Origin of the sequence: Micromonospora sp. WMMC241 (assembly GCF_027460165.1) — a bacterium.
Classification (GTDB): Bacteria; Actinomycetota; Actinomycetes; order Mycobacteriales; family Micromonosporaceae; genus Micromonospora; species Micromonospora humi.
This window is the reverse complement of record NZ_JAPZBF010000001.1, coordinates 19620-45661: the sequence shown is the minus strand read 5'-3', so window position 1 is coordinate 45661 and position 26042 is coordinate 19620. Positions and strand designations below refer to the sequence as shown.

Sequence of the window (26042 nt, the reverse complement as noted above, 5' to 3'; positions counted from 1 at the left end):
TCGATCCGTTCTCAGGTGCCGGGTGTCGTCAGCGTTGGAGGGTGAGCAGGCCGGGGCGGTAGGGCAGGAGGCCGTAGTCGCCGCCGGAGTTGGGGGAGCGGCCCTGGTAGAGCAGTTGCAGGTTGCAGGGGTCGACGGTGAAGGTCTGGTCGGCGGTGGTGCGGATGAGTTCGCCGTGGCTGATGTCGTTGGTCCAGGTGGCGCCGCTGTTGGCCTTGCCGGCGAACGGGTTGCTCTCGGTGGCGGCGTTCGGGGTCCAGGTGCCGCCGAGGCTGGTGGCGGTGAAGGAGCGGAAGTAGCGGCCCTGCGCGCCGATGGCTTCGACGATCATGAGGTAGCGGGTCTGGCCCTGCAGCTTGTAGACCTGCACGGCCTCGAAGAGGTTGTTGGTGCTGTCGCTCATGATGGTGGTGTAGGTGGAGCCGAAGTTGCCGGGGAAGTTCCCGATCGGCATGCTGGCCCGGTAGATCTTGCCGTTGTCACCGGCGAAGAACAGGTACATGTTCTGGCCGTCACCGATGACGGTCTGGTCGATGGGGCCGGTGCCGGAGCCGGAGATGCTGCCGGTGAACAGCGGCTGCGCCGACGACCAGCCGTTGGGGTTGGTCGGGTCGGTCGAGGTCTTGTAGGAGAACGCGGTACCGCCCCACTGGTAGGTGAGCACCCAGATGTTGCGCGGGGCGAAGTAGAACAGCGTCGGCGCGACGGTCCCCTGCGACATGCCGTTCTGGCTGGCCGACGCCATCTCCGACCAGTTCGAGAACAGGCCGAAGTTCATCGAACCCCACGACGAACCGTTGTCGTGCGTCGTCGCGTAGACGAGGTGCTTGCCGTTGTAGGGCGCGACGGTGAAGTCCTTCAGCGACACCCAGCCCGACTTCGGCTGCGCCAACGCGCCGGTCGAGGACCACCGGTAGGACGACGGCAGGTTGCAGGTGCCGCCCGGCGGCGGCGTGGTGGGCGGCGGTGTGGTCGGGTTGCCCCCGCCGTCGACGCGGACGAGCTGCCACTGCTGGTTGCTGCCGTTCCAGTCGTCGTACTGGACGATGTTGCCGCCGTCGGCGGTCGACGCGCCCTGCACCTCCACCACCTTGTTGCTGTTCCGGTTGATCAGCCGGACGTAGCCGCTGTCGGAGTCGGCCAGCCGGAACTGCTGGTTGGTCCCGTTGGCGTCGGCCCACTGGACGATGTTGCCGCCGTTGGCGGTGGAGAAGTTGTAGACGTCCAGCACCTTGCCGGAGAGCCGGGACCGCAGGCGGTAGTAGCCGCCGCCCGAGTCGACGAACTGCCACTGCTGCTGGTTGCCGTTGTTGCGCGCCCACTGCACGATCCGCGCGCCGTCGTTGGTGGCCAGGTTGTAGACGTCCAGGGCCTTGCCGCTGTTGCGGTTGACCAGCACGTACCAGGCGCTGGTGTCGACCGTTGCCGCGGCGGCCGGGGACGACAGCACCGCCGTGGCGCCGACGCCGGCCAGCACCGCCGTCACGCCGGCCGCGACGACCCGCGGCATCCATCGCCGCCGCCGCGACGGCGGCGGCGAAGTGACCGATGGGGACCTACCAAAGCCGAACATGATCCTCCTCGAAGGCCGGAACCCGGACGGCACTCCCGCCGGGTTGTTAGCGTTCACAAGATGGCGCGCGCCTTCGTGCGCACACGACACCCCGACAAGGGAGACCGCCCGGTAAGCCCCTGCCTCGTCCTTGACCATCGAATGTGGGCGATAACACGACGTTCGTCAAGTCGTAACTTTCGCGAAGCAACGGTCGCCCCGATGGGGACGCTAACATCGACTAGCGTCACGACCTCACCGCCGGTGGCCGCACCCGTGCCGCGCTGACCGACGGGCCGGGCCGGGGCGTCGCCGCGCCCCGGCCCGGGCGGTGGGTCAGCCGCAGCGTCGGCCGTTGAGGTCGAACGCGGTGGGCGCCGGGTTGGTGCCGCTCCACGTGCCGTTGAAGCCGATGCTCGTGGACGCGCCGGGAGCCAGCCTGCCGTTCCAGCTCAGGCTCTCCGCGGTCACGCCCACCCCGCTCTGCTTCCAGGTGGCCGACCAACCCTGACCGACCTTCTGGCCGGTGGTGGGGAAGTCGAACGCCAGCTTCCAGCCGTCGATCGCGGTGGTGCCGGTGTTCTTGATCGTCACGGTCGCGGTGAAGCCGCCCGGCCAACTGTTCGCCGTCCAGCCGATCGCACAACCGCCGGTCGAGGCGGCCGGCGCGGTCCGCACCGCCAGCCCGGGCGAGGCCGCCGAGACGTTGCCCGCCGCGTCCCGGGCGGTCACCACGAAGGTGTACGGGGTGTCCGGCGTCAACCCGGTCACCGTGTACGTGGTGCCGGTGGCGCTGCCCACCTTCACGGTGCCGGCGGCGTCGACCCGGTGCACGTCGTACCCGGTGACGCCGGTGTCGTCGGTGGACGGCGCCCAGCTCAGCGCGACGCTGTCGGCGGTGATCGTGCCGGCGGTCGGCTTGCCCGGCGCGGTCGGCGGCTTCGTGTCACCGGGGGTGGTCCCGCGCGGCAGCACCAGGTGGGTGACGGAGTTGGCCGGGAAGGTGGCGGTGAAGCCGTCGGCGGTCACCGGCTGGTCGGCCTCCCGGACGATCCCGGTGAGGTCGGCCCCGCTGTAGCGGTAGACCTGGGCGGTGCCGGCGGAGGCGCCGGTGAGGGCCACCGGGCTGGTCAGGTCGTCGCCGCTCTTGTTGACCACGACCACTGTCAGCGCCTTGTCGGCGGTGCGTTCGGCGGCGTACACCGCCAGCTTGTCCTGTTCGGCGCTGGTGGCCCGGACGGAGGTCTCGCCGAACGCGCCGCCGGCGCCGTCGTAGTTGCGGTAGATCCGGAAGGCGTCGGCGACCGGCTGGTCGGCGGTCGGCGCGGTCCAGAGGCTGGCCAGGTCGAGCCCTTCCCGGCCGAAGATGCCGAGCACGTCGGCCTGGGCGAGCGCGCCGTTGAGCGAGCCGTACCCGCCCCAGCTGTACTCGGTCATCGCGATCTTCGTGCCCGGGTAGTGCTGGTCGGCCAGCTCGCGCATCCGCGGGATGAAGCGGACCGGCTGGTTGATCCAGCTCTCGTCCACGTAGGTCGGGTCCCACAGCTGGCGCGTGGAGCGCAACCGCAGCGCCTGGGTGGTGGCGTCACCCGCGGCGGACCCACTGACGCCGGACTGCTGCGGGTAGAGGTGGACGTCGAAGTAGTCGAGGATCCGGGTGCCGTGCTGCTGCTCGTACTCCCGCATCCGGTCCAGGTACCACGGGCCGAGGTCCTGGCCGCCGTGCGCGGCCTTGTCCGGCGGGTTCGACCAGCAGCCGGTGCGTGAGCAGGTGTCCTGGTCCAGCCCGGAGTAGAAGATCGAGTTCAGGCCCCAACCGACCGGGCCGAGCGTCTTCGCGCCGGGGTCGGCCGCCTTGATCGCCGCGGCGTACTCGTAGGTGCGGTCGCGCAACTCGTCGTAGCCCAACCCGACCGGGCGGACGTCGCGGTGGGTGGAGTGCCACAGGTCCGGCTCGTTGTCCAGGTTGTAGAACCGGACCCCTCCGGCGCCGGCGGCGCCGAACCGGCCCTTCAGGTGGGTGACGAAGTCGGTGACGTACTCCGGCCCGGCCGCCACGCTGGTGTCCTCCGGGTCGTTGCCGGTGATCAGGGTGCCGTCCGGCTTCTTCCCGTTGCCGCAGTCCGGCGCCCACTGGTCGGTGGACTCCTGCGGGCCGTACTTGGCGACGCTGAAGCCGCACGCCCTGGCCCGGTCCTTGGCGACCCAGCCGATCATCGGCACCGTCATGATCGTGTCCGTGCCGGTGGCCTTGTTCCGCTGCACGAAGCGGTCACTCTCCGAGCCGTCGGGCAGGCTGGCCGGATCCGGGTTGTCGTTGGGGATGTTCTCGAAGTACCAGTCCGAGGCCCGGTTGGTGGTGTCGTTGCGGAAGTTGTAGCGGGTGGTGGCGTTGCCGCCGTACCGGTGCACGGGCAGCCGCAGCTCCCGGGCGAGGGCCTCGTCGGCGAAGTTCATGCCGTAGACGTACGGACTGATCGCGTGGCGGCCGGCGGTGACGTCGACGGCCAGCGCCGGACCGGCCGCGGCCTGGGCGGGCGCCGGCAGGGCCAGGCCGCCGAGGGTGGCGGCCAGCACGACCGGGAGCAGTGCTGTGGTGGGACGCACGAGCTCTTCCTTCCTGAGGAAATCGAAGCTCGCCGTTGGGAGCGCCGCCACAGCCTGCCCCGATTCCCCCGCCGCGTCAACACGCCGGCGGCCGGCGGGGATCAGTCCCGCAGCGTCCGGCCGGGTGCCTCGCCGTACTCGTCGCGGTAGCGCTCGGCGAAGCGGGAGGGATCGGCGAAGCCCCAGCGGTTCGCGATCGACGTGACGGTCCCGTCGTCACCGTCCGTGGCCCGCCTCAGGTCCTCCCGTGCCTTGTCGAGACGGACCCGGTGCAGGTAGGCCAGCGGGGTGGTGTCGAGATGGCGGCGGAAGGCGAGCCGGAGCGCGCGCACGGTGACCGCTGCGGCGCGGGCGATGTCGGCCACGCCGAGGTCGACGTCCGGGTTGGCCTCGATGAACGCGATCGCGCGCCGCAGCGTGGCCGGGTGGGCGTCCCGCCGGTCCCCGGCGCTCGGCCCCGCCGGCACGTCGCCGGGAAAGATGGTGAGCGCGGTCGCGGCCAGCATCCGCACCGCGGCACCGAGGATCAGCGGCTCGGTCGCGGTGTGCGGCTGTTCGAGCAACTCCCGGACGTAGCGCGCGGTGGCGTGCCACTGCCCGGCACATCCGGGCAACGGTTCCCAGGATCGTGGCCGCCACCGTCCGCCCGGCCGGTCCGGCGCGGTGCCGGCGACCTCGTGCAGCAGGGCTTCGGGCAGGCCGACGACGTCGAGGTCCGGCCCGTGCAGCCGGGCGTCCCACCGCACCTCCGCACGACTGCCGATGTAGGTGTCGCCGGGCCCGTAGCGGGCGCTGTCCCGACCCCGCGCGTAGGCGACCCGGCCGGCCTTGACGGTGGCGATGAGCACCTGGTCGCCGCCCTCCATCCGGAAGTCGAGGTCCGCCGCGATCCGCACCGCGCTCAGGTTGACGTCGCCGAACTCCAGACGGTCGAAGCCGACCCACATGCCGCCGTTCACCGCGTCGCCGACCCGCAGGTGCGAGTCGTACATCCGGCCGATGAACTCGCGCGCGTCGTCCGGCTCCGACGACACGAACCGGATCGGCCGGGGACTTCCGGCCGGGTTCGACGCGGATCCCGCCATGAGCTCTCCTCGCCGATGTCACTCCTGGCCGGACCCGTGTCCCATCCAGCCTAGGCGGGAAACTTTCGTAGGCAAATATCACCAACGTCGTGTTCCGGACCCGGGGCGCCGTCGTCGATCCGGATGTGGTGGCCGTATCGGAAAACGCATACGCCCCCGCAACGGCCCGGCGTCTTGGGTGGGAGGAAGGCGGCCACGACGACCGTCGCCCGTCGACCGGAAGGAGCACGAGCATGGACAGGGATCCGACAGCCGGCGTCAGCCGGCGGAGGTTCGTCGGGTGGGGCGGGCTGGCAGCCGCCGGCGCGGTAGCGGTCGGCGTGCCGCTGGCGGACGCCGGCCCCGGCCGTGCCGCCCCGCCGGCGCGCCCGTCCGGGCCCGGCCGGATCCCGCCGGCCGCCCGACCCGGCGGCGCCTACGACAGGTACGTGGCAGGGCTGGCCGCGGCGGGACGCTTCTCCGGGGTGGTGCTGCTGTCGCACCGGGGCCGCACGGTGTTGTCCCGCAGCTACGGCATGGCCGACCGGGAGCGCGGGATCCGCAACCGCGAGGACACCGCGTTCACGCTCAGCTCGGCGGGCAAGCCGTTCACCGCGGTCGCCCTCCTGCAACTCGCCCGGCGGGGCCGGCTGCGACTGTCCGACCCGGTGGGCCGGCACCTGACCGGCTTCGCCAGCGACGTCAGCGAGAAGGTCACCATCCACCACATGCTCACCGGCACGTCCGGGCTGAACACCCCGGAGGAGGACATCCACCGGATCTTCCGGAGCCGGCGGGAGGTCCACGACTACCAGGAGCGCTGGGCCCGACAGGCGAAGCTGGTCGGCACGCCCGGCCTGCCCAACGGGTTCCACGCCAGCGCCGAGGCCGCCATCCCGGCGCTGATCGTGGAGGCGGTGAGCGGGCAGAGCTACTGGGACTACGTCGAGGAGAACGTCTTCCGGCGCTGCGGCATGACCGGCTCGGCGTTCCACACCCGGCCACGGTGGCTCACCGACCCGCGCATCGCGCACCCCTACCTGACCCTGGCCGACGGCAGTCAGGTCGACGCGCTGCGCCACCTCGACCAGGGCAGCCCCTACGAGTACATGCTCGACCGGAACCCGGGGCGCGCCTTCATCGACGCCATCGGGGACGGCGGCTTCGCCACCGCGCCGGACCTGGTCCGGTTCGCCCACGCGCTCGGCGACGGCACGCTGCTCGAGCGGCCCTGGGCCGACGTGCTCACCGCGCCCCGGATGCCGCTCGGTCCGGCCTCGTTCGGCACCTACGGCCCGTCGGCCGAGATCGTCGGCGGCCAGTGGGTGATCCAACGCGCCGGCGGCAACCCGGGGGTCTGCGCCAACTGGAGCAGCTACCCGGACACCGGGTGGGTCGGCGTGATCCTGGCCAACGGCGACGACGCGCCCCTGATCGAGATGATCGAACAGGAGACGCGGGCGGTCACCGGGGCCGCGCCGGGCGGCGGGTCCGGTGGCTGAGGTGGGCTCCCGCCGTACGCCGAGGACAACGCTCGTCGTGCTCGCGGTCCTCGGCCTGGCCGCCGCGGTGTTCGCCGTGCGCCGACCACTGTTGATGGCCGCTCCGGCCTGCCGGGCCGGGCGGTGGCACGGCTGCTTCGACACCGAGAACGGCGTCGTGCTCATGACACTGGTCGGGCTGCCGCTGGCCGCGCTCGCGGTGGTGGCCCTGGCGCGGTGGCGGCGCGCCGCCGGCGCCGGCTGGGCGTGGCGGTCGTCGCTGGCCGAGGTGGGGATGGTCTACGGCACGATGCCGTTCGTCTGGATGACGCTGATGCCGGGTCCCGGGGCCGGCCTCGTTCCGGGCCGGGTGAGCCTGGTCCCGCTGCGCGACCTGGCCACCATGGGGCCGCTCGGGATCGGCGGGAACCTGCTGGTCCTCGCGGCGCTGGGGTTCTTCGCGCCGCTGCGGTTCGCCGCGTCGGCGTCCGTGCCGCGACTCCTCGCGCTCGGCGCGGCCTGCTCGGCGGCGATCGAGACGGCGCAGTACGTCCTGCGGCTGGACCGGGTGTCGTCCGTGGACGACGTGCTGGTCAACGCCGTCGGCGCCGCGCTGTTCGGGTTGGCCTCGCGCCGCTGGTGGCGGACCTCGACGCCGGCAACGGATCGGCCTCGACCGGTGCCGGCCCGGGCAGACTGAGTCGCATGCGCGTACTGATCGTGGAGGACGAGCCCTACCTGGCCGAGGCGGTCCGGGACGGGCTGCGGCGGGAGGCGATCGCGGCCGACATCGCCGGCGACGGCGACTCCGCCCTGGAGCTGCTCGGCGTCAACGCGTACGACCTGGCGGTGCTCGACCGGGACATCCCCGGGCCCTCCGGCGACGAGGTCGCCCGGCACATCGTCGCCTCCGGCAGCGGCATCCCGATCATCATGCTCACCGCCGCCGACCGGATCGACGACAAGGCCTCCGGGTTCGAGCTGGGCGCCGACGACTATCTCACCAAGCCGTTCGAGTTGCGCGAACTCGTCCTACGCCTGCGAGCGCTGGACCGCCGGCGCGGGCACGCCCGGCCGCCGGTGCGCCGGATCGCGGGCCTCCGGCTCGACCCCTTCCGCCGGGAGGTCTTCCGCGACGGGCACCACGTCGCGCTCACCCGAAAGCAGTTCGCCGTGCTGGAGGTCCTGGTCGCCGCGGAGGGCGGTGTGGTCAGCGCCGAGGAACTGCTGGAACGGGCCTGGGACGCCCACGCGGACCCGTTCACCAATGCGGTGCGCATCACGGTCTCCGCGTTGCGGAAACGGCTCGGCGAACCGTGGGTGATCGCCACCGTGCCCGGCGTCGGCTACCGCATCGAGGCGCCGGCGGCCGGGGACGCGCGTGGCTAGGCGGCCGGGGTTGAGCGTGCGGGCCAAGCTCACCCTCAGCTACGCCGGGTTCCTCGTGCTGGCCGGCGCCCTGCTGCTCACCGCGGTGTGGGTGTTCCTCCTGCGCTACGTACCGGACCGGGCCATGCTCATCGTCCCCGGCTCCGCCGACACGCTCACCCCCGGCGTCTTCCCCGTCCGGTCCAACCTGCTGCGCGTCTTCGCGCCGAGAGCGGCCGAGACGCTGGCGTTCCTGCTGGCGTTCGGCCTGCTCGGCGGATGGATCCTCGCCGGCCGGATGCTCGCGCCACTGACCCGGATCACCGAGGCGGCCCGAACGGCCGGGACCGGGTCGTTGTCGCACCGGATCCGGATGCCGGGCCGGCGGGACGAGTTCCGGGAACTCTCCGACGCGTTCGACACCATGCTCGACCAACTCGAGTCGCACGTGGCCGAGCAGCGGCGGTTCGCCGCGAACGCCTCGCACGAGCTGCGTACCCCGCTGGCGATCTCGCGGGCGCTGCTCGACGTGGCGCGCGACGACCCGGCGCGGGGTCGGGACGAACTGGTCGAGCGCCTGCACGAGGTCAACCGGCGGGCGATCGACCTCACCGAGGCGTTGTTGCTGCTCGGCCGCGGCGACCGCGGGGTGGTGGCCGGCGAGCGGGTCGACCTCTCGCTCCTCGCGGAGGAGGCCGCCGAGGCGCTGCTCCCGGTCGCCGAGCAGCGCGGCGTCACGCTGGACGTCAGCGGCGACGCGGCCCCGACGGGCGGCTCCGCCGAGCTGCTGCTGCGGATGGTGACCAACCTCGTCCAGAACGCCGTCGTGCACAACCTCCCCGACGGCGGCGCGGTGACGGTCCACACCGCGACGTCCGGCGGCACGAGCTTGCTGCGGGTGGCGAACACCGGGCCGCCGCTCCCACCGGACCTGGTGCCGACTCTCACCGAGCCGTTCCGGCGCGGCACGGAACGGGTACGCGCCGACGGACACGCCGGCGCCGGCCTCGGCCTGGCCATCGTGCGCAGCGTCGTCCACGCCCACCACGGAACTCTCGACCTGGCCCCCGGCCCGGACGGCGGGCTCCTGGTCACGGTGCGGCTGCCCGGCCCGCCTGACGACTCGTCGCGGGGGCGACGCCGCGCCGACGGAACGTCGCCTGCCCAGTGGGGGTCTCCGACTGCCGCACAATGAGAGTTGGCCGCGACGGGGCACGGGCGTGCCGTCGTGATGAGCGCCGCATGCTGGGTGCACACGAGGAGCATGCATGGGCCAAGTCTTCGAGGCGACCGATGTTGATCTTGCCGAGCAGATCCTCCGCGAAAGCTACGGCGGGAACATCCGCCTCGACGCCGGGGACTCGCCACCGAGGCTGCGGCTGGAGGCCGCCACGGTCACCCCGTCGGTGCGGCTCGACCGGATCATCTTCGGCCTGCACTTCGACGTGCGGGTCGACCCGCTCGGCACGCTGGTCATCTGCCGTCTGGGTGCCGGCCGGCTCGCCTACCACCCGGCCGGCGGCGAGGAGACCACCTACGGCCCCGGCGATGCGTTCATCCCCGCGCAGCCGGAGCGCGGCCTCACCGTCGACTGCGCGGAGGCCGACTTCCACACCGCGGTTCTGGACCCGGCTCTGCTCGACAGCGTGGCGGCCACCGCGCCGGGACGGCGTCCCGAGCCGGTCCGGTTCACCAGCCACCAGCCCGTCTCCGCGGCTGCCGCCGAGGCGTGGGACACCGTGTACGGGTACGCCCGCGAGACGGTCGACCTGGGGGTGACCGGAGAGCGGCTGCTGGCCGGGAGCGTGGCCCGGCTGCTGGCCACCACCGCGCTGACGGTCTTCCCGAACAACACGCTCAGCGATCCCACCATCGAGGACCGCCACGACGCCCATCGCCGGATGCTGCGGCGCGCGATGGTGTTCGTCGAGGAGAACGCGGACCGGGACATCACCCTCGCCGACATCGCCGCCGCGGCCCACGCGACGATACGCGCCGTGCGGTTGGCCTTCCGCCGGCATCTCGACACCACCCCGACCGCCTACCTGCGGAGCATGCGGCTGGAACGCGCTGCTGAGGAGCTAAAGCGGGCGGGGCCGGCCGACGACGTCACGGTCGCCGAGACGGCCCGACGCTGGGGATGGGCCGGCGCGCCCCAGTTAGTCGCCGCCTACCGGCGACGCTTCGGCTCCGCACCCACCGAATCGGCGCGTCCACGCACCCGGTGAGCGCGTACCCGGTCCCCGGCCGGCGGACGCCGGCGTCACCACGACGGTGACGCCGGCGCCGCCCGCTCGTTACGGCGTGACCACCCGGCCGCCGAACGTCACCACCAGGCGGCCGTCGGAGGCGAAGGACCAGCCGAGGGCGCCCGAGTACTGGGCGCACCGGGACCCGTTGCTGCCGGAGAAGAACTGGTTGGAACTGTCGGAGTTGCCGACGATCCGGTCGTTCGAGCCGCCGCTGCACGAGGTGTTGTTCCGGAACACCGAGGAACCGCCGTCGAAGTTGAAGTTCCGCTCGGTGTTGCCGACACTCGCGTTGTTCGACACCGTCATCGAGCCGACGTTGCGGTTGTAGGTGAAACCGTGCTGACCGTTGTGGTAGGCGATGTTGCCCCGGACGACGTGGTTCACCCCGATGTCCTCGCCGCCGAGCTTGAAACCGTTGCGGTCGCCGTTTCCGGCCTGGCCGCCGTTGCTCAGCGTGCCGTTGTCGTAGGCCAGGGACGACTCGATGGTCACCGCGCCGATGGCCCCGGTGTCGCTCTTGGTGTAGAGGTCGTAGCCGTCGTCGATGTTGTTGTGGGACACGGTCCAGCGGAAGACGTTGCCCGCGCCGACGGTGAGCTTCGGGGCGAATCCGTCGGCGTCCTCACCGTCGGAGTCGACATTGTCGTGCGACTCGGTGCTCACGATGAGGTTGTTGGCGGGCCACTGGTCGCGGGGCGCGTTGGCGACCAGCCGGGAGAGTTGGAGCCCGGAGTCCCGGTTGTGGCGGGTCACCACCCGCTCGATGATGTTGTTGTTGCCGGCGAGCAGGATGCCGTTGTCACCGGCCCGCTCGACGACGACGCCGCGAATGTGCCAGTACGACCCGCCCACCTGGAGGCCGCGGTTCGCCGGGTCCTCGCTCTGCGCCGAGAAGTTGAGGACCGGGGTCTCACCCGGGTAGGCGAAGATGTTCTTGCGCGCGCTCGACGTGCCGTTGTTGCCCTGGCCGATGGTGACGGTCTGCGTGTAGCGGTAGGTGCCGCCGCGCAGGTAGATGGTGCCGCCGGCGGCGACCCGGGTGATCGCCGAGGCGAGCGTCGTCGGGTTCGCCTGCGTGCCGGCCGCGCCGTCGGTGCCGCTCGGCGCCACGTACAGCGTGCTGCTCGACGGTGGGGGCGCGGTCGGCGGCGGCGTGGTCGGCCCGGTGGTGGGCGGCGGTGTGGTCGGCGGCGGCGTGCTGGAACCCGAGGCGTACGTCTCGAACTCGGCGACCCTCGGGGTCCCGGTCGAGCTGGTGATCTCAAAGTTGATCTTCTTCAGCGAGGTGGCGGCGAAAGTGATGACCCCCGCGCCGGTACCGCTGGTCAGCGTGGCGCCGGTGTCGTTGTTGACGACCCGCCAGGAACCGATGGCCCCGACCGCGCCGGCCGCCTCCCGGATGTTGATCGAGGCCACCGTGGTGGCGGCGCCCCACTTGACCGAGATGCGACCGGTCGAGCCGGCCGGTGACCACCAGGTGTTCATGTCGCCGTCGGCCACATTGCCGTAACTGGTGCCGCCGGCCTTGCTGGAACCGTCGGCGCCGGCACCGATACTCAGATTCGTTGCATTGACACTGATCGATTGGATTCCGGGCTTGCCGAATGCGCCGGACGCCTGCGTCACCGGCAGCGCCGCGACGACCGCGGTCACCGCCGCCACGGCGGTCCCGCCGGCGAGAAACTTGCGTCGCACTTCGATTCGCACTGTTACTCCTCAGGAGTAGGACATGGTTTCGGGTGCGCACGTTCAGCCCGGCCAGGGATCGAAACATCGATGAAACACAGGCTAAGAAAGCGCTTACCGACGAAGCAAGGGATTGGATGTGCAGGTTTGTTGCAGGCCTCGCGGCGCTCGCCGCCGCGCCGGATGCAAGGCGGGGCCCCTTCTTAACGCCTCCGGTCGAGAAGGGGCCCCTTCTCACCGTCTGCGGCTCCGTCGGCAGACCGAGGCGGAAGCCGTTCCGCGGACCGATCCGCCCGCCGCGCCGCATCCGTAGCGTCGGCAGGCATGAGGCGAACATTGACGGCCGCGCTGGTCGCCGTAGCGATCATGGCCCTGCCGGCACCCGCCGCCCGGGCCGCGCCCGGCGGATGCGCCGCCCTGACCCGACTGCCCGGGGTGGAGTCCGCGGTGGCGGGCGCCGACTACTGCGACGTGACGGGCACGCTGCCGCCGCACGAGCGGTACGAGATCAAGCTGCCGCTGCGGAACTGGACCGGGCAGTACGTCCAGCAGGGCTGCAGCGGCCTGTGCGGCGCGGTGCCCGAACTGACCCTGCCGCTGTTCGGTTTCCAGTGCGCGCCGGCGGTCGACAAGCGGGTCGTGCTGGCCGCGTCCGACAGCGGGCACACCGGCGCCGACCCCGGCGACGGCATCTGGGGGGCGGACGACCCCGCCGCCCGGGTCGATTTCGGGCTGACCTCGGAACACAAGCTCAAGGTGTTCGCCGACGTCGTGACGAGGGCGTTCTACGGCCACGAACCGACCTACCGGTACTTCGACGGTTGCTCCACCGGCGGCCGGCAGGGGCTGAACCTCGCCGAACGTTTCCCGGCCGACTTCGACGGCATCCTGGCCGGCGCGCCCGCGCACAACCTGGCCCCGCTCGCCCTGTCCAACGCCTGGCTCGCACAGAAGAACAAGGGCGACATCCTTCCGCCGGCGAAACTGCCGGTGCTGCACGCCGCCGTCCAGCGGGCCTGCGGCGAGCTGATCGAGGACCCCCGGACCTGCGGCTTCCAGCCCTCGTCCATCCAGTGCGCGGGCGTCGACCGGCCCGACTGCCTGACCAGGGCGCAGGTCGCGGTCGCGGTTGCGGCCTACCGGGGGCCGTCCGACGCGCGGGGCCGCAACCTCTACAACGGCGGCTTCGCGTACGGGTCGGAACTGAGCTGGCACGGCTGGTTCGTCGGGCCGGACCCGTTCGCGGCGAGGATCGGGCTGGCGTACTTCAAGAACCTGGCCTACCCGAGGAACCCGCCGGCCGACTTCACCCTGGACGACGTCACCTTCACCGAGGCCACCTTCGACCGGCTCCAGATCCTCGGCGACGCCATCTACAACGCGACGTCACCCGACCTGTCCGCGTTCCGCGCGCACGGCGGCAAGCTGATCGTGTTCCACGGCTGGGCCGACGCGCAGATCTCGCCGTTCTCCACCCTGGACTGGTACGCCGCGGTCGAGCGGCACGCGGGCGGGTTCGCGCCGAGCCAGGAGTTCTCCCGGCTCTACCTGATCCCCGGCGGTTACCACTGCCTGTTCGGGCCGGAGGTGGACCGGCCGAGCGAGATCGGCGTACCCGAGTTCCTGACGCCGCTGATGGCCTGGGTGGAGCGGCGCGAGGCGCCCGACGCGATCGACGTGCCCACCATCACCGCCACCGACCCGCCCGACCTGGTGCGCTACCTCACCGTCGACCCGTCGGACGCGCTGTCCCCGCCGCCGGCCGCACCGGGCAGCCTGAACGCGAACTACCACTACCTCGGGGACCAGCAGGATGGGATCTTCGGTCCAGAGTTTTCGCACACGGAAGGCTCGTCGGCCCGGTGAGCAGCTCGATTACGCAGAGTCCGCCCGCCCACCGTCCCCGGAGGCCGGCACCGCCCGCGAGGCACCTCCACCGGAGTCACGAGATGTGGGACACCGACCGGTACGGCTACGGGCTGCGGATCCGCGGCCTCGGCCCGGTGGCCGAGCTGCCCTTGGCCGATCCGGCCGCCGACCATCCGCTCCTTTGCTTCCGGTACGACGACAGCACGCCCCCACCGGTGCCGAAGGCCGGCCCGGACGAGTGGCGGTGCGTCCGGTCGCTCGCCGACGGCAGGCTGCTGAGCCTGGACCGGCGGGCCGGCACCGCCACCCTGCACGGGTCACTGCCGCCGCCCGACCTGTTGCCGCACCCCTACCTGACGGCGGCGGCCACCGTCGTCAACCGGTGGGCGGGGCGGGAGAGCTTCCACGCGGGCTCGTTCGCCGCCGACGGTCGGGTGTGGGCGGTGCTCGGGGTGCGTACCGCCGGCAAGAGCAGCCTGCTCGCGGCGCTGGCGGCCGACGGCGTCCCGGTGCTCTCCGACGACGTGCTCGTCACCGACGGACGGTACGGCTACGCCGGGCCACGCTGCCTGGACCTGCGCGAGCCGGTGCCCGGCAGCGACCTCGCCACCGTCCCGGTCCGGTACGGCGCCCGGTTACGGGTCGCGCTGCCCCCGGTCCCCGACCGTCTACCGGTCGGCGGCTGGTGCTTCCTGCGTTGGGGGGACGAACCGGCGCTGCTCCCGGTCACGGCGACCGACCTGATCGGCCGGCTCGCCGCGCGCCGCGCCTGGCCGGGGCTGCCCTCGGACCCGACGGTGCTGTTCAGCCTGGCCACCCTGCCGGCGTGGGAGGTGGTCCGCCCGCGTGACTGGCGGGCGATGCCGGAGGTCCTCCGGCTGCTGCGGGACGCGACCGGCCGGGCTGCGCGGGCGGTGCCGGCGGGGTCGGCGTCAGGCTGGCGGTGAACCAGGGCTGCTGGGCCAGGTCGGCCGGCGGTCAGCCGGAGGAGCCGCCGAGCAGCCCGCCGGGCTCCGGCTGGGTGCCGGCGGGGCGCCTGGTCAAATCGGCCAGGGTGCCGAGTTGCCGGAGCCGCGGCGGCTGGTATTCCTTCTGAACCGGCACGGCACTACTCCGATTTTTGTTCATTTTAGGGCCCTATCGCCGATTGCGTGCTCAAAGCGCAAATATAGGCGACTAGTCCGTTTCGCGACAAGCAAGTCGGCGGGTGTCGTGCACCGGCGCGCCCCCACCGTCCACCGGAGCCGGACAGCAGAAAGGGCCCGGCCCGCATTCCTGCGGATCAGGCCCTCTGTGTCGTGGTGCGCCCGAAGGGACTCGAACCCCTAACCTTCTGATCCGTAGTCAGATGCTCTATCCATTGAGCTACGGGCGCTTGCTGCTCGGCCAGTCTACACAACCGGCTTTCGCGCGGAGACTCCGGGATTCGAACCCGGGAGGGGCTTTAAAACCCCAACCGCATTAGCAGTGCGGCGCCATAGACCAGACTAGGCGAAGTCTCCCCGGTGACCCCGTGAGGCCACCGGGCCCGAGGATACAGGTCCGCACCCGCCGGGGGCAAAGCGACTACCGGCGCCCCGCCGGGTCGCCGTGTCGTCGCCGTGTGCCAGGTCACGTCCCCGACTACGCTCCATCGATATGCAGGAGCAGCCGCCGAGCGATCCCCCCCGTCGCGAGCCCGCCGCCAAGGCCCGGCGGAGCCGCTCTCCCCGACCGACCTTCAGCCCGCCGCCGGCCCCCGAGCCGCCGCCGACGGACGCGACCGACGACGCGCCGCCGCGCAGGCGGGCGCGCCGGGCCGCGCCGACCGTCCTGTTCCAGCCGCCGCCCGAGCCGGCCGCCGACGCCCCGTCGGCTCCGCGCCCACGCCCGGGCGTCGAGCCGGCCGCGCCCGTTCCGGGTACGCCGACCGCCGAGGCCTCCCCGAACGATCCCGGTACGCCTGTCGTCGCGCCGTCGCCGACCGGCCCCGGTCGACCGGTCACCACGCCGCCGCCCGTGGCCGAGCCGGGCAAGCCGGCGGGCATCACCGCGCCGCGCCCGAGCCCCGGCGACTCGACGCCTGCGTCCGCGCCGATCACACCTCCCGGCGGGGCGCCCGTCGGGAACGCGCCCACTGACGCACCGATCCGACGGGTGCCCGCCGCGGAGACGGTGGCCGCCACCCCGACGCCGGCCGCGGAGACCTCGGCCGCCGAGGGGCGGACGCGCCGCGCCCCCGCCGAGAAGAAGGCGGTCAGGAAGACCGCGCGAAAGGCACCCGCCGCGCCCCGGGAGACTGCCGTCGCACCCGACTTCACCGCACCGGCCGGGGCGGACCCGGCCGCGACGGACGCGCCAGGTGGAGCAGCGGAGGAGGCGGGCTCAGCCCTTCGGGCCCCGCGGGCCCGCCGGAGCACCAAGGCCGCCCCGGCGGCGAGGACCAGCCCGGCGAAGCGCACGGCCAGGCGGGCCCCCGCCGAAACCCCGTCGGCCGAGACGGCCGGCGACCAGCCGACGATCCGACCCGCCGCGACGAGCCGCGCCGCCACCGCCGACCAGCGGCCCGAGCACGAGCAGCCCGAGCCGGAGCAGGCCGAGCCGGAGCAGGCCGAGCCGGAGCAGGCCGAGCCGGAGCAGGCCGAGCACAAGCAGCCCGGGCCGGAACAGGCCGGGCCGGAACAGGCCGGGCCGGAACAGGGCGTGCACGAGCAGGCCGGCGTCGAGGTGACGGGAGCGGCGGTGGCGCGTACCCCGGTGGCGGGCTGGCGGGCGGTGGGGCCGCGCCTGCGTGACCACCCGGGGTTCGCGCCGGAGCTGCTGGCCCTGGCCGCGGTGGACGCGCTCGGGCCGCGGGCCCGGCACTGGGTGGAGCAGGTCCGCGACGCCTACCCGCAGGCGGACGCCGACGGGGTGGCGCGGTTGGCGTCCCGGCGGTTCGTGCGGATGGCCGGTACGGGCGGTGCGCTCGCGGCGGGGGCCGGGCTGTTCGCGCCGGCGGCCGAGCTGGCGGCGGTGCTCTGGACGCAGGCGAACCTGGTGTTGCACGTGGCCGCCGCCTACGGCCAGGATCCGACGGATCCGGAGCGGGCGGCGGAGTTGCTGGTGCTGACGTCGGTGCATCCGGACGAGGGTGCCGCGCGGGCGGCGTTGGCGGCGGCCCGGGAGGCCGGCGAGCCGGCGGACGCACCGTGGGGCCGGGCGGCCGAGGCGGCCTGGCGGTTGGCCACGCCGGCGGCCGCGCAGGCGGGCGGCTGGCTCGGGTTGCGGCTGGCCGCGCGGTTGCTGCCGGGTGCGGCGGTGCTGGCTGCGGTGACCGGCGGGACGGCCGCCGCCGAGCGGGTCGCCGCCCGGGCGGTGGGTCGATACCGGCCCGGGGGTCAGAGCCAGCCGAACCAGGACCTGGGCAGCAGCGCGTAACCGACGAAGGCGACCACGTCGAGCAGCGTGTGCGCGACGATCAGCGGGGCCACCCGGCGGGTGCGCAGGTAGACCAGCCCGAAGATCACGCCCATCACGGCGTTGCCGACGAACGCGCCGAAGCCCTGGTAGAGGTGGTAGGAGCCGCGCAGCACGGCGCTCGTCGCGAGCACCGCGCCGAGTCGCCAGTTGAGCTGTCGTAGCCGGGTGACCAGGTAGCCGACCACGATCACCTCCTCCAGCACGGCGTTCTGCACGGCCGCCAGGATCAGCACCGGCACCGCCCACCACAGGTCCGGCAGCGCGGCCGGGACCAGTGTGGCGTTCACGCCGAGCTGGGCGGCCACCCAGAACAGCGCCAACCCCGGCAGGCCGATGAGCGCGGCCAGGCCGGCGCCGCGGGCCAGGTCCGAGCCGGGCCGGGTGAGATCGACGCCGAGCGTCCGCGCCGGGTCGCCGGGGTCGCGCGCCAGCAGGTGTACGGCGAGCAGCACCGGCAGCAGCGCGAAGACGATCCCGAGCAGCTGGTAGGTGAGGTCGAGGTACGGCCGGGCCGAGGTGGACGTGTTCAGCGCGGCGGTCTGCTTGGACAGCCCGCCCGACGCGGTCAGCTTGGCGATCAGCGAGATCAGCGCGTACACGGCCGACTGGCCGAGGGAGAGACCGAGCACCAGCAGCGTCTCGGTGCCCAGCACCCGGCGGGAGACCGGGCGGGCCAGCTCGTCGACCGTCACCGGACCATGAAACCACTTCCGACGGCGAATGAGCCGGTCGCACATTGTGTGCGACCGGTGGACACGCTCCGTGGACATTCTATGGGGGCCGATCCGCCCGTCCCGGAGAAGGAGCGTGCCCTGTGGAGAACGTCGCGCGGCTGCTGAAGGAGAGCTGGGCCCTCGTCGAGGAGCACGGGGAGCGACTCTGCGGTCACTTCTACGCCCGGCTGTTCCTGCTCGACCCGGAGCTGCGCAAGCTCTTCCCGGTGCAGATGAGCGGGCAGCGCGACCGGCTGCTGGAGGCGATCGTCACGGCCGCCCAGACGATGGACGACCCGGAGACGTTCGACGACTACCTGCGCGGGCTGGGCCGCGACCACCGGAAGTACCACGTGACGCCGGAGCACTACGAGACGCTCGGTGTCGCCCTGCTGGACGGGCTGCGCAGCGTCGCCGGGGACGGCTGGAACCTGGAGTACGACCAGGCGTGGCGGGACGCGTACGCGGGGATCAGCGAGCGGATGCAGGCCGGCGCGGAGGCCGACGGGAACCCGCCGTTCTGGCACGCCGAGGTGCTGACCCACGAGCGGCACGGCCCGGACACGGCGGTGCTGACCGTGCGGGCGCTGCAGCACCCGCTGCCCTGGCAGGCCGGGCAGTACGTCAGCGTCGAGGCACCCCGATACCTGCCGCGCACCTGGCGGACGTACTCGGTGGCGAACGCGCCGAACGAGGAGAACGTGCTGGAGTTCCACGTCCGTACGCCGGAGGGCGGCGCCGGTTGGGTGTCCGGCGCACTGGTCCGCCGGACCAGGCCGGGTGACCTGCTGCGGCTGGCCGCGCCGATGGGTTCGATGACGCTGGACCCGGACTCCACCCGGGACATCCTCTGCGTGGCGGGCGGTGTGGGGCTGGCCCCGATCAAGGCGCTGGTGGAGGAGCTGACCCGGGTCAACCGGACCCGCTGGGTGCACGTCTTCTACGGCGCCCGCCACCCGGACGAGCTGTACGGGCTGCCCGGGCTGGAGGAGCTGGTGGCCACGCACCCCTGGTTGTCGGTGACGCCGGCGTGCAGCGACGACCTGGACTTCGCCGGTGAGATCGGCGACATCTCCGAGGTGGTCACTCGGTACGGGCCGTGGACCACGCACGACTGCTACGTCTCCGGCTCCGCCGCGATGGTCCGGGCGACCCTGCGGGCGCTCGCCGCCGACGACGTCCCGCCGGACCACATCCGCTACGACACGTTCGGCGCCCTCTAAGCCTTACTCCCCCCGAGCCGGGTCGCGTGCCCCCGCCCCCTGGGGCACGCGACCCGGCCCCCCGTTCGCGTCAGTAGCGCCAGGGGGTGCCGGTCTCGCGGTATTCCTCGACCGGCACCAGCGGCACGTTGGGCGCCATCCGGTCGACGTAGAGCCGCCCCTCCAGGTGGTCGATCTCGTGCGCGACCAGCCGCGCCATCGCGTACTCGAAGGACGTGATGACCCGGCTGCCGTCCCACTGGGCGTGTTCCACGTCGATCCGCAGCGGCCGGGGCACCAGGCCACGGTGGTCGAAGAAGGAGAGGCAGCCCTCGTACTGCTCGTCGGTCTCCGCGGCGGCGTCGACCACCCGGGGGTTGAGCAGCACGACCGGCTCGGCGGCCCGGTCGGCGGGGCGGACCAGCGCGGCGGCCCAGCCCAGGCCGAGCTGCGGCGCGGCGAGGCCGACGCCCTTGCTGAACGGGTGCAGCTCGTCGAGGCGGGTCAGCATCCCGGCGAGCCGGTCCACCACCTGCCGGGCGTGCGGCTCCTCGGCCGGCAGGTCGAACTGGCGGGCGGGTTGCCGGAGCACGTCGTCGCCGCGCTGCACGATGCCCACCGCGCGCATCCGGTCGCTGGCGCGTACCCGGGCGTCACCGGCGGGCGGGGTGTCGGGTTCGGCGTCCGACGCCTGGCTGCGGAACCGCCACTGCATCCGGTAGCGGGCGTTCAGCGGCGGGTCGTCGGTTCCCCAGTCGTAGATCACCCGGTCGTCCGCCGCGGTGCGTTGGATCGGGGTACGCAGCGGCCCCTCCTCCGCCGACAGCGAGGTCTCCGCGCCCCACACCTTCGGGTCGAGGTCCGCGGGCAGGTCGAGCCGCACCGCCAGGTGCCGGGTGGGCAGGCGTACGGCGCGCTGGAACCAGGGGCCCCACTTGTCCCGGCCGACGCGGTACGCGTACTCGATGGTGACCCGGTCGCCCGGGTAGAGCGGGAAGCGGCCCTCGTCGTTCTCGAAGAGCAGCCAGATCTCCTTGAACGCGTCCCGGTCGTGCTTGGCCCGCCAGTGCATCGGCTCGCGCCCGCCGCCGTCGTCCCGGTACGCGGTGAGTTGCAGCTCGGCGAACGTGAGCGGGTGTTCCCGGTGGTGCCGGTTGGAGCGACCCGGGTCGTTCGGGTAGCGGTCGACGGCGACCCGGACCAGGTAGCGGGTGACCGGCTCGGTGCCGGCGTTGTAGAGCTCCCGCCGGATCGCGCAGTGGTAGCCGTCGCCGGTGTAGGTGAGCGTGGCGACCTCGCGTTCCACCACCAGGCCGGTGCCGGGGGGCAGCCACTGGCCGGGGACGGGCGGCTCCCGGTGCGCTCCGCCGGCCCGGCTGTGCCGCAGCTCGTCGTACTCCCGGAAGCGCTGCCAGATCGCGCCGCTGGCCTCCAGGACGGCCTCGGCCCGGCGGGCGAAGTCCTCGGTGGGCCGGTGCCGGCGCCCTTCGACGTGGCTGACGTAGGACGGATCGAAGCCCATCAGCGTCGCCAACTGCTTCTTGGACAGCCCTCGGCCGGTCCGGTGCCGGGCGAGTTCGGCCGCGAACGAGTCGGCGGCACGCTCGATCGGTGAGGTCATCAGCATCCTCGTACGCGGGAAGCCCATCTTCACGTTTCGTGTCCGACCGTGTACGGAAACTGCCTCGTATTCGACACTCACCTTGACAATTCAGCGGCATACGTCAATGCTTGCGCGGTCCGCCGGCGTTCCCGGCGGCGTTTTCCGCCCACCCCGCCGGGTAGTACGCGACGGCGACGGAGTGACCGGGACCTCCCCCTCGAGCCCGTGGCACCACTTCCCCTCCGCCGGGGAGTGTGGTTAGGCTAGCCTTAGCTTCGGTCGACGGCACGCGCCGGCCGACGGGCGACCAGACAGGGGACGGCCAGGTGACTGCGGTGATGCCGGGGCGCGAAGCCGCCACCCCGTTCGCCCCGGTGACCGCGACCCTGCGCGCCATGTTCGGCACTGACGACCTGCCCGGGCTGGCGCCCGGCCTGCTGGTCCGCGACGAGTTGGACCGCTGGGCCCCGGCCACCCGTCTGATCGACGGCACGCTGCTCCCGGAGTTCCTGACCGCCGCCGGGCGACGCTGGGGCGGCACCCCGCACGCCTGCGCCGCGCTCGCCTGGAAGTCCTACAGCTACTGGACCGCGCTGCCGGCCGTGCTCGGCTGGGCCTCGGCGCGGCGGGTGCCGCTGCTCGACCCCACAAACGTGCTGGTGCACTTCGAGGACCACCACCAACTGCTCACCCTGGGCCTGCGCGCCTCCACCGGCGTCGCAGTGCTGCCCGGCGACCCGCTGGCGCTGGCCGGCGCGCCCGGCGTGCGGGTGGTCGCCGACGAGGCCGCCCTGCTCGGCGCGCTGCGCGCGTCGCTGCTCGACGCCCACTTCGCCCCGCTGATCGCCGCCATCCAGGGCGAGGTCCGGATCGGCACCCGTACCCTGCTCGGCTCGGTGGCCTCCGGCATCGCGCACGGCATCCTGCGCGCGGCGGACGCGCTGCCCGGCCCGACCACCGCGACCGTCGGCACGCTGCTCGACGCGCTCGACCTGGCCGACCTGGTCGACCTGGTGCCCGGCCCGGCCGGTGAGCCGACCGTGCAGCGGCGCACCTGCTGCCTCGCCTTCACGCTGCCCCGACCGAAGGTCTGCCAGGGCTGCTGCGTCCGCCAGGCCTGACCGGCCCCGGCGGTCAGTCGACCAGCGGGCGCACGTCCCAGAGCCAGACCCCGCCCACGCGGGTCGGTGCGACCCCGGTCAGCTCGGTCATCGCCCGGCGCAGCGACTCGGCCGGCCGTAGCCGGGGGTCGAGGATCACCGCCCCGGCCCGCCAGTGGCGCAGGTCGTCGACGGCTGCCACCCGGTCCTGCGGGGTGATCGGCGGGACCGCGTCGGCCCGGCGCACCGTCTCGAAGAACGTGCTGGTGGGGCGCGGTGGCGCGGTGAAGAGCGCGATCCGGCCGGCGCCCGGCCGGGTGTCCGGATAGAGGAAGTAGCCCCGGGCCAGCGGCATGTCCAGCCGGGTCTCGGCGGACCAGCGCAACGGCACCGCGTAGGTGGTGTCGGGCAGCGGGAGCGTGACGATGCTCCGCCCGCCCGCCACGTACGGCCGCCACGCCCCGGAGGTGACGAACGCCGGGGTCGGGTCCAGGCGGGTGGCCGGCAGCGGGGTGGGCAGGATCGGCAGCAGCGCCATGGCGAGCACGGTGCCGGCGGCGAACCGGATCTGCCCCCGGGCCGCCGGGTGCCGCCGCGCCAGCCGTCGCGCCCGGTCGGCGCCGAGCGCCAGCAGCACGCCGATGATCGGGGTGAGCGCGAGCGACCAGCGGGTCGGCACCACCGAGTGCAGGATCGGCAGGTTCTCCAGCGCGGCCCACGGGCCCGGCACGCCGGTGTCGCGCCCGTCGAACCGGATCTCCCGGCCGAGCGAGAAGAGGCCGAATACCACCCCGACCGCGGCCAGCCCGAGCACCACCACGTTGCGGCGCAGCCACCAGACCAGCGCGACCACCAGCACCACGAGCGGCCAGCCGAAGAACGCGTTCTCCTCGGTGGCGTTCTTGACCAGCGGCGCGCTGCCCCGGGCGTCGCCGGCCACCGACTCCCGGGACCACGCCAGGTAGGCGGCCAGGTCGGTGGAGTAGCCCCGGATCAGCGTGGAGAGCCCGGAGTACGCGCCGGGACCGGCGAACTGCACCCACAGCGGGTACGCGAGCAGCGCCCCGGCGACCACGGCGGCCACGGCGAGCCCGGCGGCGAAGGGCCGGGCCGCCGAGCGCAGCGCCGGCCGGCCGAGCGCGAGCGCCAGCACCACCACGCCCAGGCCGATGGCGGTCATCAGCAGGATCTCCAGGTTGAGGAACGCCTGCCAGACGATCACCAGAGCGAGCAGCAGCCCGTTGCGCGCCCAGCGGCCGGGCTGCGCCAGCCGCAGCGTCCGCCAGACGATCAGCGGCACCACGAACTGGCTGACGATGTTGGGGTGGGCGTTGGCGTGCGACACCATGGCCGGCGCGAACGCGCAGAAGCCGGCGCCCAGCCAGGCCGGCCCCCGGGCGCCGATCACCACCCGGGAGAGCAGGAAATACCAGGCCGCTCCGGTGGCGGCCAGGCCGAGCGTGAGGAAAATGAGGAACGACCAGCGCGGCCCGAACCACACCGTGACCGGCGCGAGGGGCACGGAAATGGATAATACGGAGGTATTAGCCATCAAATTGACGGCATCCGGCACATTCATCCGATCCGAGGTGAACGGATAGGCGAAATGCGTCACGACGCGCGCACCGTGCGCCATCATCCATTCGAATTGCGCTTGATCGGTGCGATTGTCCCGTACACCGTTCGCCGGATTCACCCACAGCCGGGCGGTCACCCAGAACGCCAGCAGCACGAAGCCGAGCACGGCGAGCGCGTCGATCCGCCGCCCCCGCCGCGGGTCCGCGTCCGGTTGGGGAGTAGTCATGACATTTCAGAGCGTAGTCAGTGTATGACGGGCCCGTGACATTTTTCGGGGACTCACGTACTATGTGCCGAGTTCGCCGACCGCCGATCACGTGCCCCACCCGACCGCAATTCGGCCACTCCGGTGCCCCCGATTTTCCCGCCAGCCATCCAGATGGTTGACTCTGACGGTCCAGGCGCGGGTCAGTAATATCGTGAGGAATCGACGCATGGCAGAAATCACTGGGGATCAGCGCGTCCAGGCGGAGGTGCTCGAAGGCCTGGCCACGGCGGTCAACCACCGGCGGTGGTTCGTCGAGCTGGCCGTGCCCTACCTCGGTGACAACCCCATCGAGATCGGCAGCGGCCTGGGCGACTACGCCCTCGAGTGGGCCGAGCACATCCCCCGGATCACCGCCACCGAGGCCGACCCCGACCGGCTGGTCAAGCTCAAGGAACGGCTCAGCCAGCACCCCGGCGTCGAGGTCCGGCAGATGCTGCTGCCGCACACCGAGCGGGGCGACTACAGCGCCGCCGTGTCCTACAACGTGCTGGAGCACATCGACGACCACGTGGGCGCGCTGCGCAGCATGCGCGACCTGGTCCGGCCCGGCGGCGCGGTGATCATCATCGTGCCGGCGTTCCAGTTCGCCATGGGCCCGGCGGACATCGCGACCGGCCACGTCCGGCGCTACACCAAGAAGACGCTGGGCGCGGCGATGACCGAGGCCGGGCTCACCGTCGAGAAGATCCACTACGCGAACGCGCTGGGCCTGATCGGTTACTTCATGGCCACCAAGGTCTTCCGGCTGATGCCGAAGGAGGGCCCGATGGTGAAGGTCTACGACACCCTGGTGCTGCCCGCCACCAAGGCCGCCGAGCAGCGCATCCGCCCCCCGTTCGGGCAGTCGGTGTTCGCCGTGGCCCGGGTGTAAGGAAGGGCCCCCTGTTAACGCCTCCGGTATAGAGGGGGCCCCTTCTCACACCGAGGTGTTAAGAAGGGGCCCCTCCTTACTTCACTCCTTGACCTGGTAGGTGGGGCGGATCACCGCCCGGGCCACGGTGTGGAACGCGAGGTTGAAGCCGACGAAGGCCGGGCTCGCCTCCTTGCCCACGTCGAGACGCTCCACGTCGACCGCGTGCACCGCGAAGACGTACCGGTGCGGGCGGTCCCCCGGCGGCGGCGCGGCGCCGCCGTAGCCGCTGTCGCCGTAGTCGTTGCGGATGCCGAACGCGCCGCCGAGGTCGGCCTCCCGCACCGCGGTGGGCAGCTCGGTGACCGAGGCGGGCACGTCCACCAGGACCCAGTGCCAGAAACCGCTGCCGGTCGGGGCGTCCGGGTCGAAGCAGGTCACCACGAAGCTCTTCGTCTCCGCCGGGAAGCCCGACCACGACAGGTGCGGCGACACGTTCTCGCCGCCGACGCTGCCGTGCGCGTACCTGGCGTCCATCGGCTCGCCGTTGTGCACGTCGTTGCTGGTCAGCTCGAACGACGGCACGGTCGGCAGCAGCTCGTACGGGTCCGGGGCGATCGGTCGTTCCAGGGTCATCGAAACGGGTCCTTCCGGGTGCGCGAATGTTCTGCGCCCCTTCATACCCCGCTGTCGTGCTGCCGGCGCACCATCTCGGTGATCCAGACCGGCGCGTACGGCGACGTGCAGCCCGGTGGCGTCGGATAGTCCTTCAGCACCGCCAGGCGCTCACCGACGGCGATCGCCCGGTCACGCAGACCGGCGTGCTCGATCCCGATCTGGGCCAGGCAGTGGTTCATCGCCCACTGGAGGCGGTCCGGCGCGTCCCGCATCCCCGCCTCGATCACGTCGAGCAGGCCGGGCAGGTCGAGCCCGTCCGGCTTGCGCGCCACCCGGTCCGTGGTCAGCGCCCAGCCGGCGCTGGCCACCACCGGATCCGGGTCGGCGAGCCACGCCACCCGCAGCGGTTCGGCGTGCGGGCTCTTCTTCACCACGTAGCTGACCAGCCAGTCGTGCACCTTGGGTGTGCGGGCCTCGCGCAGCATCGCGTCCAGCTCGTCCGCCGCGTACGCCTTCGGCCGGCAGATCAGCAGCGCCAGCAGCCGCGCCGCGCTGTCGCCGGTCGCCCACAGCTCCCGGGCCAGCTCATGCTGCGTCTTCAGCCGCTTCGCGATCGCGCGCAGGCTGCCCAGGTTGACCCCGTGGTCGTCACCGTGCCGCTCGTTGACCGCGCGGGCCCTCGGGTCGTCGAGCGCGGCCAGTTCGGCCGTCAGCTCGGCCACCGACGCGTCCGTCACCTGGGCCTCCCCGGCGTTGCGGGCGGAGGGTGTGGGATTCGAACCCGAACCGG

21 protein-coding genes and 2 tRNA genes are annotated in these 26042 nt (G+C 72.7%); 11 read left to right on the top strand and 12 right to left on the bottom strand.

Annotated features, from left to right (window positions below; all coding sequences use genetic code 11):
• Nucleotides 1–28: 28 nt before the first annotated feature.
• The 3 genes from O7598_RS00290 to O7598_RS00280 all read right to left on the bottom strand — a co-directional run bounded on the left by O7598_RS00290 (nucleotide 29) and on the right by O7598_RS00280 (nucleotide 5244).
• Entirely contained in the window at nucleotides 29–1573 is a 1545-nt protein-coding gene (locus tag O7598_RS00290) for a non-reducing end alpha-L-arabinofuranosidase family hydrolase (RefSeq protein WP_269689470.1), read from the bottom strand.
• A 315-nt stretch (nucleotides 1574–1888) separates the two neighbouring features.
• Nucleotides 1889–4159, bottom strand: a complete 2271-nt coding sequence (locus O7598_RS00285; RefSeq protein WP_269689469.1) for a glycoside hydrolase family 44 protein — start codon at nucleotides 4157–4159, stop codon at nucleotides 1889–1891.
• 101 nt (nucleotides 4160–4260) lie between these two features.
• Nucleotides 4261–5244 (bottom strand): AraC family transcriptional regulator, encoded by a 984-nt coding sequence (locus tag O7598_RS00280; RefSeq protein ID WP_269689468.1) that lies wholly within the window; start codon nucleotides 5242–5244, stop codon nucleotides 4261–4263.
• Between the two features lie 233 nt (nucleotides 5245–5477).
• Between O7598_RS00280 and O7598_RS00275 the strand changes: the two genes are divergently transcribed.
• From O7598_RS00275 to O7598_RS00255, 5 genes are all read left to right on the top strand, one after another.
• Nucleotides 5478–6725, top strand: a complete 1248-nt coding sequence (locus tag O7598_RS00275; protein ID WP_269689467.1) for a serine hydrolase domain-containing protein — start codon at nucleotides 5478–5480, stop codon at nucleotides 6723–6725.
• Entirely contained in the window at nucleotides 6718–7404 is a 687-nt protein-coding gene (locus O7598_RS00270; RefSeq protein ID WP_269689466.1) for a VanZ family protein, read from the top strand. Before O7598_RS00275 ends, O7598_RS00270 begins: the two co-directional genes overlap by 8 nt.
• Before the next feature lie 5 nt (nucleotides 7405–7409).
• On the top strand, nucleotides 7410–8093 hold the full coding sequence (locus O7598_RS00265) for a response regulator transcription factor (protein ID WP_269689465.1): 684 nt from the start codon (nucleotides 7410–7412) through the stop codon (nucleotides 8091–8093).
• A 16-nt stretch (nucleotides 8094–8109) separates the two neighbouring features.
• A complete protein-coding gene (locus tag O7598_RS00260) occupies nucleotides 8110–9267 on the top strand; it encodes a sensor histidine kinase (RefSeq protein ID WP_269694693.1) in 1158 nt (385 codons plus the stop codon).
• Between the two features lie 73 nt (nucleotides 9268–9340).
• Nucleotides 9341–10300, top strand: coding sequence for a helix-turn-helix domain-containing protein (locus tag O7598_RS00255; RefSeq protein WP_269689464.1), 960 nt, complete (start codon nucleotides 9341–9343; stop codon nucleotides 10298–10300).
• 69 nt (nucleotides 10301–10369) lie between these two features.
• On the opposite strand, the gene O7598_RS00250 is transcribed toward O7598_RS00255, so the two are convergent.
• A complete protein-coding gene (locus O7598_RS00250; RefSeq protein WP_269689463.1) occupies nucleotides 10370–12031 on the bottom strand; it encodes a cellulose-binding protein in 1662 nt (553 codons plus the stop codon).
• A gap of 303 nt (nucleotides 12032–12334) precedes the next feature.
• Between O7598_RS00250 and O7598_RS00245 the strand changes: the two genes are divergently transcribed.
• Nucleotides 12335–13876 carry a tannase/feruloyl esterase family alpha/beta hydrolase gene (locus O7598_RS00245; protein WP_269689462.1) on the top strand — a complete coding sequence of 514 codons (1542 nt, stop codon included), beginning with the start codon at nucleotides 12335–12337 and terminating at the stop codon, nucleotides 13874–13876.
• Nucleotides 13877–13959: 83 nt separating this feature from the next.
• Nucleotides 13960–14826 carry a hypothetical protein gene (locus O7598_RS00240; protein ID WP_269689461.1) on the top strand — a complete coding sequence of 289 codons (867 nt, stop codon included), beginning with the start codon at nucleotides 13960–13962 and terminating at the stop codon, nucleotides 14824–14826.
• 31 nt (nucleotides 14827–14857) lie between these two features.
• Here the strand turns inward: O7598_RS00240 and O7598_RS00235 are convergent, their stop codons facing one another.
• From O7598_RS00235 to O7598_RS00225, 3 genes are all read right to left on the bottom strand, one after another.
• Complete coding sequence (locus O7598_RS00235) at nucleotides 14858–14983, bottom strand: lasso RiPP family leader peptide-containing protein (protein ID WP_269689460.1); 126 nt, start codon at nucleotides 14981–14983, stop codon at nucleotides 14858–14860.
• A 195-nt stretch (nucleotides 14984–15178) separates the two neighbouring features.
• Nucleotides 15179–15254: transfer RNA gene (locus O7598_RS00230), tRNA-Arg, on the bottom strand.
• Nucleotides 15255–15290: 36 nt separating this feature from the next.
• A tRNA-Ser gene (locus O7598_RS00225) sits at nucleotides 15291–15381 on the bottom strand.
• Nucleotides 15382–15517: 136 nt separating this feature from the next.
• On the opposite strand from O7598_RS00225, the gene O7598_RS00220 reads away from it, so the two are divergent.
• Nucleotides 15518–17278 carry a hypothetical protein gene (locus O7598_RS00220; RefSeq protein ID WP_269689459.1) on the top strand — a complete coding sequence of 587 codons (1761 nt, stop codon included), beginning with the start codon at nucleotides 15518–15520 and terminating at the stop codon, nucleotides 17276–17278.
• Here O7598_RS00220 and O7598_RS00215 read toward each other — a convergent pair.
• Nucleotides 17239–18012: a CPBP family intramembrane glutamic endopeptidase gene (locus O7598_RS00215; protein ID WP_269689458.1), complete on the bottom strand. Its 774-nt coding sequence runs from the start codon at nucleotides 18010–18012 to the stop codon at nucleotides 17239–17241. The two genes, O7598_RS00220 and O7598_RS00215, sit on opposite strands and share 40 nt — an antisense overlap.
• 122 nt (nucleotides 18013–18134) lie before the next feature.
• Here O7598_RS00215 and O7598_RS00210 point away from each other — a divergent pair, with 122 nt between their 5' ends.
• The gene (locus tag O7598_RS00210; protein WP_269689457.1) at nucleotides 18135–19256 is read left to right on the top strand and encodes a globin domain-containing protein; all 1122 of its coding nucleotides are present in this window, start codon (nucleotides 18135–18137) and stop codon (nucleotides 19254–19256) included.
• 70 nt (nucleotides 19257–19326) lie between these two features.
• Here the strand turns inward: O7598_RS00210 and O7598_RS00205 are convergent, their stop codons facing one another.
• The gene (locus tag O7598_RS00205) at nucleotides 19327–20859 is read right to left on the bottom strand and encodes a peptide deformylase (RefSeq protein ID WP_269694692.1); all 1533 of its coding nucleotides are present in this window, start codon (nucleotides 20857–20859) and stop codon (nucleotides 19327–19329) included.
• A gap of 317 nt (nucleotides 20860–21176) precedes the next feature.
• Between O7598_RS00205 and O7598_RS00200 the strand changes: the two genes are divergently transcribed.
• The gene (locus tag O7598_RS00200; RefSeq protein WP_269689456.1) at nucleotides 21177–21959 is read left to right on the top strand and encodes a ferric iron reductase; all 783 of its coding nucleotides are present in this window, start codon (nucleotides 21177–21179) and stop codon (nucleotides 21957–21959) included.
• 13 nt (nucleotides 21960–21972) lie between these two features.
• Here O7598_RS00200 and O7598_RS00195 read toward each other — a convergent pair whose 3' ends face one another.
• Complete coding sequence (locus tag O7598_RS00195) at nucleotides 21973–23742, bottom strand: hypothetical protein (protein ID WP_269689455.1); 1770 nt, start codon at nucleotides 23740–23742, stop codon at nucleotides 21973–21975.
• 208 nt (nucleotides 23743–23950) lie between these two features.
• On the opposite strand from O7598_RS00195, the gene O7598_RS00190 reads away from it, so the two are divergent.
• A complete protein-coding gene (locus O7598_RS00190; RefSeq protein WP_269689454.1) occupies nucleotides 23951–24655 on the top strand; it encodes a class I SAM-dependent methyltransferase in 705 nt (234 codons plus the stop codon).
• Nucleotides 24656–24736: 81 nt separating this feature from the next.
• Here O7598_RS00190 and O7598_RS00185 read toward each other — a convergent pair whose 3' ends face one another.
• Both O7598_RS00185 and O7598_RS00180 read right to left on the bottom strand, forming a co-directional pair.
• Entirely contained in the window at nucleotides 24737–25270 is a 534-nt protein-coding gene (locus O7598_RS00185; protein ID WP_269689453.1) for a YbhB/YbcL family Raf kinase inhibitor-like protein, read from the bottom strand.
• Nucleotides 25271–25311: 41 nt separating this feature from the next.
• The gene (locus O7598_RS00180; RefSeq protein WP_269689452.1) at nucleotides 25312–25989 is read right to left on the bottom strand and encodes a DNA alkylation repair protein; all 678 of its coding nucleotides are present in this window, start codon (nucleotides 25987–25989) and stop codon (nucleotides 25312–25314) included.
• Between the last annotated feature and the right edge of the window lie 53 nt (nucleotides 25990–26042).